Below are 11,470 nucleotides of genomic sequence, written 5' to 3' on the forward strand. Positions count from 1 at the left end.
ACCTTATATGGGTTTATATTATTGATGTTGATCTGTATATGGTATTAATGCAAGGTAACGAGCACGTTTTATAGCACGAGCTAATTGACGTTGATATTTTGCTTTGGTTCCTGTTATCCTACTAGGAACTATTTTTCCACTTTCTGAAATATAATTTTTCAATATAGAAATATCTTTATAATCTATTTCTTGAATTCCATCAGCAGTAAATCTACAAAATTTACGACGACGAAAATAACGAATCATGACAAAATATCCTTTTATAATTTTATAAATCATAAATATAATTTTGATACGTTTTTAAAAAATATGTTTAATAAAAATCAATTTTTTAAAAAATCCACAAAATACTCTAATGAACATCACTATTAAGCTTTTTATCATCCCTACAACGCATCATAGGAGATGCTTCTGTTATCGGTTTCTTTAAACATATAATCATGTTTCGCACTATAAAATCATTAAATCGAAACTTATCTGATAATTGTTTAATAGTATCTAAAGAAACTTCAATATTCATTAATATATAATGTGCTTTACGAATTTTAGCAATAGAATATGCTAATTGACGCCTTCCCCAATCTTCAAATCTATGAATTATACCTTTATCATTATAAATTAACTTTTTATATTGTTCTACAATACTTGAAAGTTGTTCACTATGATCAGGATGAACAAGAAATATTATTTCATAATGCCTCACTAGATAAACTCCTTATAACTGATTTAATTCCTAAAATATCGTTAAAAAATTATATTCAATACAAAAATTAAAAAATAAATATATAATATACATCAATAATAAAAAACATTCAATACAAGATATAAAGTTAACATGAAATTTAATACTCTATAAAATTAATATTTAAACAATAGTATTCGATTATACTATAACGTTTAAAGTATAGTTACATACTAAATATAAAATAACCATAACCAAAAAATAACCTATAGTAAATAAAGTATAAATATTAAAAACTCAAAGCTAGAATCAAATCATATATCTTAACTCTAGCTATAAAAATACTATAATATATTTCTAAAAATAGTATCGTTTCTATTAGGACCAGTAGATATAATATTAATAGACATACCTAATATTTCTTCAATACGAAAAATAAAGTTTTTTGCTAAGATGGGTAAACTGTCAAAATTAGTAACACCTAATGTCTTATTATTCCAACCTTGCATTATTTCATAAATAGGAGTAATCATTTGCCAATCCTTATAACAACACGGAATCTTATCATGCTCAAAACTTCCTCTATTTTTATAACCTATGCAAATTTTAATTTCTCTTAAATCATCTAATACATCTAATTTTGTTAAACACAACTTAGATAAAGAATTAATGTTTATAGATCTTTTAAGTAAAACAGTATCTAGCCAACCAATACGACGCTTTCTACCAGTCGTAGAACCAAATTCATTTCCTTTTTTACAAAAATATGTATCTAAATCACCAAAAAATTCTGTTGGAAATGGTCCATTTCCCACTCTAGTAGAATATGATTTAACTACTCCAAACACATGTTTTATATGAGATGGTCCTATTCCAGAACCAACATATGCACTACCAGTAATACTATTAGAAGAGGTTACATATGGATACATACCGTGATCTATATCTAATAATGTTCCCTGAGCACCTTCGAATACGACTAATTTCTTATTATGTTGAGCTATTTCTAAAATTTTAGAAACATCATCTGACATTCGCACTAAAATATCTTTTATTTTAAACATGTCAGCAGAAATACTTTTATAATCTACGCCTTTTTCATGATAAAAATGTACCAACTGATGATTATAATAATCTACATTATCTTTTAATCGACGAGAAAAATAAGACCAATCCTTTAAGTCACCTACACGTAATCCTCGTCTAGCTATTTTATCCTCATAAGCTGGTCCAATTCCACATTTAGTCGTTCCAATAGAATATTTACCTTGTTTTTTTTCTCTAGCTATATCCATAGCAACATGATAACTTAATATTAAATGACAACATTCTGATATGACAATACGATCTTCTACATTATAGTTATACTTTTTCAACAAATTAATTTCATTTATAAAATGCATAGGTGATAATACAACACCGTTAGCTATTAAAGCAGTAACATTACTACGTAAAATCCCAGAAGGCAAAATATGTAAAACAATTTTTTTTCCATCAACCACTAATGTATGACCAGCATTATGACCTCCTTGATATCGAACAACATAATCTGCATTTTCAGTTAAATAATCTACGATTTTCCCTTTTCCTTCATCTCCCCACTGAGTACCTAAAACAACGATATTATCTTTAATCATTAAGTGATTACCTTATCTCTACGCATTAATTTAGTATAAACACTTACCATAGTATTTAGTACAAAAGAAAAACTATAAAACAATAATGTTACTGAATTTTTTTCATATACTTAAAAAAATAATTGTTTTCAGGATTAATAATTAAAACATCTTTTCCACTTTTAAAACTATTTTCATATGCTAATAAACTGCGGATAAAACTATAAAAATTAGGTTCTTGATTAAAAGAATCAGCAAATAACTTAGCTACTGTAGCCTCTCCTTCACCTTTTATAATTAACGCTTTTCTTTGTGCTTCTGATAATACTTTAATAACCTCATAATCAGCCGATGCTCGTAATTTTTCTGCTTCTTCTTGACCTTTCGAACGCTGACTTCGAGCAACAGCTTCACGTTCTGCTCTCATCCTATTATATATTGCATCGGATACTTCAATTGGCAAATTAATTTGCTTAATACGTACGTCAACAACTTTGATTCCTAATTCAGTCATACTATTAGTGTTAATTAATACTCTATTATACTTATTATTTTTAATATCTAACATCATATGTTCATTTTGTTTTCTTACATGATCAGAAGAATAATCTCTACTTCCAGTATTCAAAGCATCTCTTACATCAGTAGTTAATCGACCTCTAGAATCAGTAACAATTTCTTTTACATTAAGGCGCCCCATTTCTGATCGTAGTCGATCACTAAATTTTCGTTTTAATAATATTTCTGCTTGAGAAATATCACCTCCTCCTGTTGCTAGATAATATCGACTAAAATCGCTAATTTTCCATTTTATATAAGAATCAACAATTAAATCTTTTTTTTCTTTTGTAACAAAACGATCTGCCTGATTGTCCATAGTTTGAATTCTGGCATCTAACATTTTTACCGTATCAATAACTGGAAACTTAACGTACAAACCAGGATCATATACCAAAGGTTCATTTTGATTATTACGCAAAACTTTACCAAATCGCAATATAATTCCTCTTTGTCCTTCTTGAACAATAAACAAACAAAGAAATAAAAAAATTAATGTTGTACTAAAAATTACTACAAAAACTTTATTCATATTTTATTCTCTTCCTTTTCTAGAAATATCAACTTGAATAGAATGATTATCTTTTTGATTTACTTCATTCTTTGGAATATCGCTAGAAGTAACATTATCACTAACTTTTTTCTTTGAAATTGAAGTATCGTTTGAAGGAGTATTTTCTTGAGTAGAATTAGAATTTTTTAACAAAGTATTGTTTTTTAAAAATAAGCCATCTAAAGATAATAGCAACGCATTATTATTAACAAATATTTTTCTAGCACTACTAAAAATTCTTTCCATAGATTCGATATACAATCTTTTTAAAGTAATGCTTTTTGCAGCTCTATATACAGGTAATATTTTCGAAAATCTGACTACTTCTCCTTTTGCTTCAGATATAATACGAGATTTATAAGCTCTTGCTTCTTCTAAAATACGTTGTGCTTGACCATTAGCTTTTGGTTGTACCTCATTAGCATAAGCTTCTGCTTCCCTAATATATTGTTCTCTATTTTCTCTAGCTGCAATTGCATCATCAAAAGCAGATTTTACTTCCTCAGGGGGGCGAGCAGCTTGAAAATTTACATCTAATATAGTTATACCCATGTTATACGGTTGTATTGTTTTCTCTATTTCTTTTTGTGTATCACTTCTAACGACAGTACGACCTTCAGTTAGAACTCGATCCATAGTAGAATGACCAATTACCCCACGTAACGCACTATCAGTAGCTTCTCTTAAACTATTATCAGGATAAGTGACTGAAAATAAATATTGAAATGGATTAGTAATACGATATTGTATATTCATTTCTACTCGAACAACATTTTCATCAGATGTTAACATGATACCAGATGTAGCTAATTCTCTAACTGATTTAACATTAATAGGAATTACTTGATCAATAAATAATGGTCTCCAATTTAATCCAGGTTCTACTAAATGACTAAATTTTCCAAAACGCATAATTACACCACGTTCTGCTTCTTTAATGGTATAAAAACCATTAATTGTCAAAACTGATATAATCATAATAAAAATTAATATTACAGGATTTTTAATACATTTCGAAGATCCTGAGCTACCATAAAATGATTGTATTTTTATTTTTAATAAATTAAAAAACTTTTTTAATTCAATAAAAATAAAAAAATTATTTTTTTTATTTTTGAAATCTTCTGAATTTCGATTTTTATCACTCCAAGGATCTAGTTCAGGTTTATTGTTACTTGGCTGATTCCAGACCATATTTATCTCCATCTATTATTAATATTTTCCTTTAACTAACATCGTTTATAAAAAATTTATTTCATAAAATATTAACATACCTTATTTTTATATTAATCAGCTACAAACTATATCTATAAGATATATTTTACATACATAATTTTAACACACATTAGACAAACACCTAAAAGTCTACCTTAAATTATATTAAAAAAGCAGTATCTAATACACTCTCTTATTTAGATATACAAATACCCCATTATATCTACTAAAACATTGTACAAAATTACTATCAGATTTTATATAATAAAACTCTTATATTAAAAAAAATATATATCAAACATTCAATACAAAAATCATCATAACAACAATAATATTTTGATAATACTTATTATAGTTCAAAATTTCATACATTAAAATTTTAAAAACTATACAACTTATACGTTTGTAATATAATACTAAAATACATATAAGCTCTTAAACATTATAACTTTTTAAGAATTCGAACTATTTTATGACTTAAAACATCTAAATTATCATTACTCTTTAATTTATATAAATTTTTCCAATTTTTTAACCATGTTAATTGACTTTTAGCCAATTTTTGAGTAGCAATTATGGACGCATATATCATTTCTTCATAACTTATATTTTTTGTAAGATAACTCCACATCTGTCGATATCCAACACAACGCATAGAAGGTAACTCAGAATTTAAATCACCACGATGTAACAAACGTTCTACTTCGCTTTGAAATCCCAATAATAACATTTTTTTAAAACGAGCATAAATATTATCAACTAGCCAATTTTTATCTTGTGGAACAATAGAAAATTGAATTACTTTATATGGAAATATGTAATTTTTAAGCTTAGTCAATTCAGTTAAAGTTTTTCCTGATATATAAAATATTTCTAACGCCCTTAATACTCTCTGAAAATCATGAGGATGAATTCTTGTCGAAGATATGGGATCAATTTTTCTTAATTTATTATATAAAGTTGTTTTATTCTTTTTATTTATCAGATACAAATATGAACGCACATCATAATTAGAAGCAGGCAATTTTGGTAATCCCTCCAATAACGTTTTAAAATAAAACATTGTACCACCTACCAATAAAGGTATCTTCCCTAAAGAAAGAACATGTTTGATTACTTTTAATGCGTCTCTTTGAAATGCACCTACTGAATATGCTTCTGAAGGATCTTTAATATTAATTAAATGGTACGGATCACACAATAATTCTGCGCGTGTTGGTTTATCTGTACCAATATCCATTTCACGATAGATTAATGCCGAATCAACACTAATTAATTCAACTGGAAGTAATCGTTTTAATTTCATCGCAATAGTACTTTTACCACATGCAGTAGGACCCATTAAAAATATTACTAATGGATAATCTGAATTTATATACTCAATAATCATATTTTTAATAAGCTTAGTATTAAATCAATGTCAATTAGCTATACAAATATTAGAACAAAACATAATTTAAAAACACTTGACAATATTTACTTAATTTCAATAATAATGCTGTAATTTGTAAAAAATTCCAATATAAATCTTAGCTTTAATATTTTTAAAAATATTTTAGTTAATTCAAACAAAGGGAATTATTTTTCGTTTAGTTAAACGATTACATATAATTAAAATTATGTTATCTAAACAATAGATAAAAAAAACCAAAAAACAAATAAAATTCAATCGAATTTATGAAAAAAATAATTCAAACCAATTTGAAATAATAGATCTTTACGTATATAAAAAATCTTATTGTGATCTCAATGTATGATAATAAAATGAGAAACATCAAAAAACTTCAATTTAATTCTATTAATTTTTATTTCTATTTCCAATTTAAATTTATATACTCGTTATTTAGTTATAGACGATGATGACGAAACTTTTTTTCATTTTTAATTAATAAATAATTATAAATAAATTGCTAAATACAATGAAATATTTTTTAAAATAAAAGTTTTCATAAGATATTTTTATTACTCAAAATTAATTAATGTATATTTAATTTCATGTTTAATACATTAGAACTAAAAGAATAACATATTTATTTATTTTAAATCTTTTAGAAAAAAAAGTTATACCAACACAAATTTTATTTTTTAAGATCCACTGTAACTTTAACGTTGAAGTACAACAATGACTAACTCGTTTTTCAAAAGATATAAAATAGTTTAATATATAAATCTATAGGTTAAAACACGTAGAAAATATTAACTTCTTTTTTTTAAGATGTATATTAACGTCTAACTCGTTAGTATTCATATTAAAGTAAAAAATATATGAAGCTTTGTATTCATTATTATATATTTTTTATACTACTTGAAAAAATATATTAAATAATATTATTATACGCAATACAGTTAATTAATATAAAAATATTAAATACATTTATTTATAGCATTATTAACATGAATATATCCATCTACGAACATTCATACTATCCTATTCATTACCAAAAATACTACCCTATTTAAATTAAATTCAAAACAATTATATTAGTTTTATTTTATTTTTTCATCCTTAATTTTAATACTTATAATAATATCGAAGTAATTTATTATTATATTTTAAACATACACTCATAGAATGTCTAGATAAAAGATAGGAAACGCACCATTTCATCAACTTTTATAAATTTAGAACATTCAAACATGATTTTTTTTTGACAAACTCACTTATTAAAAAATAAATCTAAAATAATTAGCGTGATTCCTTGAAAATAAGATATTGAATATAAAAAAGCCTCAAAATTTTTATTAGTAAAAACACTCTATCCTATTCTTTCTAAATAATGCCGAAAGATCATGTTCATCGAGATATTGAACTAATACGAGAAAAAATATTTCACCAAAAAAATCCTAAAGTAATAATGTACTCTAAATCTCATATAAAATAAATTTTACTTGTTAAGCACTGAATCAATAAAAAAACTAAATCTTGTTTTCGAATTCCAATACTATTTGTTTCTAACATTAACTAAACCTAATTTATTATTTTTAAATATTAACACTAATTTGCGCAAAACCAAAATCTATAATTGTTTTCCATTAATTCTTCTACAGACATTGGAAAACAAATAATTTCTCCTATAAAAATATAATTTAACACCATCTTTTAAGAAAAATAAACAATAAACATATACTTGAGTCTATAAATAATAAAACAAACAGTATTAATACTAAAATATTTACTTAATGCAACACACATTTTGATTAAAGTTAAAAATATGAATTGAGTACAAATATATTTTTAAAATAATAAAATTTACAATATAATGAACTAAATATACTTAAAATAAACTAAATATTAAATAAAATTTTTATTATTACATAACTGATTTTTAAAAAAGAAAAAATTTTTATTAATTAAATCTACTACAGGTAATCTTAAATCTAATCCGCTAATCTCAGATAAAATATAATTCACTCCTTTAGTTTCAATTAGATCACTCAATTGCACCGCTTCACTATCATGAATATTTGTATAACACAATGCAGCAGCTACACCTTTTATTAAGTTAATATTAGAACATTGATACTCTAAAGTTCCTAAAATAGGTTTTATCAAACGATCATTTTTACGTAGTTTTCTCAAAGGATTACGACCCACTCGTACTAAATCATCAATAAAATGAGCATTTTTAAATCTAGATAAAATTGAATGAATATATCTATTGTGCAAAATTTTATCCCAATTATATCGTAATTCTAATACATTTCCACTTTCACTCATAGCACCATACACCACATCATATATTCTCTTATCTAAAATAGCACTATAAACATTACTGTACCCATATAATAAACCTAAATATGCAGTAATTGCATGTCCGGTATTCAAAGTAAATAATTTTCTTTCAAAACATGCATCTAAATTATTACTTAATTGCATATCAACAATTTTGGGGACATTACCTCGAAATTGATTTATATCGCATATTAATTCTTTAAACGGTTCTACTCTTACAAATAATATATCATTTTTTCTTTTATCATTACATGATATAATTCTATCTACTACTGTATCTACAAATCCAATATTGTTCTCTAAATATCGATGATACTTTTCAGATAATAAATTTAGCACACATTTTTTTAATTCCGAACTACAACGAAAAGAATTTTCACATGCAATAATATTAACATAATTATTTTTTTTTATTTCTATTTTATGCATAATTCCTTTCGAAATTATATCCGCCAATGTATTAACATTGTTTACTCCTACTGCTGTAGTAATTATATCTGATTCTGCTATGATAGATAAAATATTAGGATCGTTAATATGTATAGCCTGTATTCCTTGAATGGAATCTAAAAAAAATTTTTTACTCAATATTTCAATGTCATATTTGCGACACGCATTAATAGAATTAACAATATTTTCATTAATATCAGAAAAAGTTAAATGAAATCCCGAATGTGCTAATATCTGTCCAATAAATCCTCTACCTATATTTCCAGCTCCAAAATGTAATGCTTTCATCATCATTCCTAGTTATAATAATTAATAAATCTATTCCTATCAATAATTTTAAAATAATATTTATTTTATATATTTATACTAAATTTTAAATAATTATTATTAAATGTTTCGAGAAAATAATCTTAATACATCGCTAACACAACTGGTATTAGACAAATGTTTAATTACTTTACTATCATCTAAAATACTCGTAATATTACTTACTACTGTAACATGTTCGTTATTACGAGCTGCAATACCAATTACTAAAAAAGCAATATCATCTGGATAATCTCCAAAACGCACACCTTTTGGAAATTGACAAAAAATAGCTCCAGTTTTCAATATAGAATCTTTTGCTGCTATAGTTCCATGAGGTAAAGCTATTGATTCTCCCAACCAAGTAGACATAATTTCTTCTCTTTCTAACATTGCTGCAATATATTCTTTTTTTACATATCCCTGATTTACTAATTGCATACCTATAAATTTAATAGCTTCTTCTTTATTCCTAGCAGCTTGATTTAAAAATATGTTCTGTTTAGTAAAATAAAATAAGTTATTATTTAGTTTTACTTCTTTTTGTTTTTTTAATTTAATATTCTTTACTAAGCCAGTAGAATCACAAATATTTCTTGTAATTAAATAACTTCCTAATGCTTCATAAAAATCATTGTCCAAAAAATTATTTAAAGATAAGTGCTGAGATTTCGGGTGTTGTATTTTTGCTCGTTCAGTAAGATTCTTATGCGTAATAACTAAATCAATATCATTAGGAATTGAATCAATAGCAAAGTTAGCCACAACAACATTAATATTCAAATCGTTTAATTTCCTTCTTAATATTCCTGCTCCTATTGCACTCGATCCCATACCAGCATCACAAGCAACAACTATATTTTTCACTTGTTTAGAAAAATTGAAATTACGACTACTAATTTCTTTCATATCATAATTCAATCCAACATTTTCTTTAGTATGTTTTTTACAAGAACCTACAACGTTTGTACGAGTTTTTTCATTAAATATTTTTAATATTACAAAAGAAATTAAAAAAGATACCAAGAAAGATGCAGTAACTGCAGAAGTATTAACAAAATATGAACCCCTTGGAGTCATAGCTAAAATTGATATAATAGAACCAGGAGAAGCTGTAGACATTAATCCACCTTTAAATAACATTAATATAAATATATTAGTCATTCCACCTAAAATTAGTGCTATAATTAATTTAGGATTTAATAGAACATAAGGAAAATATACTTCATGTATCCCTCCAAACAACTGAATAATTACAGCATTTCTTAAAGCAAACTTAGCATCTTTATTTCTATATTCTATACAAAATAAAGCCATAAGTGCACCAATTCCTGGGCCTGGATTAGATTCAATCAAAAAGAAAATAGATTTATTAAATATATCTACTTCTTGCATACCTAAAGAAGAAAAAATACCATGGTTAACAGCATTATTTAAAAACAATATTTTTGCAGGTTCAATAAAAATTGAAATTAAAGGCAAATAATTGTTTTTAATCATCAAATTAATACCATATTCTAAAATATGAGAAAATTCTTCAATTGCTGGGCCTATAGCAAAAAAAGATACTATTGACAATAATATTCCAATTATCCCAGCTGAAAAATTATTTATTAACATTTCAAAGCTACTAGAAACTTTACCTTTAACAATTTTATCAAACCAAAAAACAACCCAACCTCCCAATGGTCCAATTATCATTGCTCCTAATAACATTGGCAAAGTAGTATTGACTATAGCCCCCATTACAGCTATGCTTCCAACAATTGCCCCTCTTTTTCCACATATTAACCGACCACCAGTACTAGCGATTAAAATCGGAAAAAGATAAATTATCATCGGATTTATTATTTTTTTTAAATTTTCATTTGGTATCCACCCAGAATGAAGAAATAATCCACTAATCAATCCCCATGCAATAAAAGCACTAATATTTGGCATAATCATTTTACTCAAAAAACGACCAATATTTTGAATTCTAACTTTTATTAACATTGACATGTTTGTTCCTCAATCCCATCGATCAAATTTATAAAAATAATTATTTTTACAATATAGATATAAACTACACAGTGCTAATGACAATATTCCTAAATTTATAATCTTTAAAGCATGATCTTTAACATTAAATAATAAACTTACCAAATATATAAAAATACACATATATACAATGTATAGTAATCAAATATTACAAATATTTTTTATAATAAAAAATTTTTCATTAAATTAAATATCAAAATATAAATTATTATAATATCTTTACAAACTTAATATTAAATTATTTTCAACATGTTAGAACTTAAACAACTTACTTGAAAAAATAAAAACTACCGAAAACATATATAAAATAAATATTA

General features: G+C 25.1%; 8 protein-coding genes. All 8 read right to left on the reverse strand.

Annotation, left to right across the window (positions count from 1 at the left end):
- Positions 1-18 precede the first annotated feature (18 nt).
- The 8 genes from rpsR to U0T59_02630 all read right to left on the reverse strand — a co-directional run bounded on the left by rpsR (position 19) and on the right by U0T59_02630 (position 11,114).
- A complete protein-coding gene (gene rpsR / locus U0T59_02595; protein XBC43296.1) occupies positions 19-246 on the reverse strand; it encodes a 30S ribosomal protein S18 in 228 nt (75 codons plus the stop codon).
- Between the two features lie 106 nt (positions 247-352).
- The gene (gene rpsF, locus U0T59_02600) at positions 353-703 is read right to left on the reverse strand and encodes a 30S ribosomal protein S6 (GenBank protein XBC43297.1); all 351 of its coding nucleotides are present in this window, start codon (positions 701-703) and stop codon (positions 353-355) included.
- A gap of 323 nt (positions 704-1,026) precedes the next feature.
- Positions 1,027-2,316, reverse strand: a complete 1,290-nt coding sequence (locus tag U0T59_02605; GenBank protein ID XBC43594.1) for an adenylosuccinate synthase — start codon at positions 2,314-2,316, stop codon at positions 1,027-1,029.
- 91 nt (positions 2,317-2,407) lie between these two features.
- Positions 2,408-3,388 carry a protease modulator HflC gene (gene hflC / locus U0T59_02610; protein ID XBC43298.1) on the reverse strand — a complete coding sequence of 327 codons (981 nt, stop codon included), beginning with the start codon at positions 3,386-3,388 and terminating at the stop codon, positions 2,408-2,410.
- A gap of 3 nt (positions 3,389-3,391) precedes the next feature.
- On the reverse strand, positions 3,392-4,603 hold the full coding sequence (gene hflK / locus U0T59_02615) for an FtsH protease activity modulator HflK (GenBank protein XBC43595.1): 1,212 nt from the start codon (positions 4,601-4,603) through the stop codon (positions 3,392-3,394).
- 463 nt (positions 4,604-5,066) lie between these two features.
- Positions 5,067-5,966, reverse strand: a complete 900-nt coding sequence (gene miaA / locus U0T59_02620) for a tRNA (adenosine(37)-N6)-dimethylallyltransferase MiaA (protein XBC43596.1) — start codon at positions 5,964-5,966, stop codon at positions 5,067-5,069.
- A 1,950-nt stretch (positions 5,967-7,916) separates the two neighbouring features.
- Positions 7,917-9,095, reverse strand: a complete 1,179-nt coding sequence (locus U0T59_02625; protein ID XBC43299.1) for a mannitol-1-phosphate 5-dehydrogenase — start codon at positions 9,093-9,095, stop codon at positions 7,917-7,919.
- Positions 9,096-9,194: 99 nt separating this feature from the next.
- Positions 9,195-11,114: a PTS mannitol transporter subunit IICBA gene (locus tag U0T59_02630; protein XBC43300.1), complete on the reverse strand. Its 1,920-nt coding sequence runs from the start codon at positions 11,112-11,114 to the stop codon at positions 9,195-9,197.
- Positions 11,115-11,470 lie beyond the last annotated feature (356 nt).

This window comes from Buchnera aphidicola (Meitanaphis flavogallis) (assembly GCA_039830035.1).
Lineage (GTDB): Bacteria > Pseudomonadota > Gammaproteobacteria > Enterobacterales > Enterobacteriaceae > Buchnera_B > Buchnera_B aphidicola_AZ.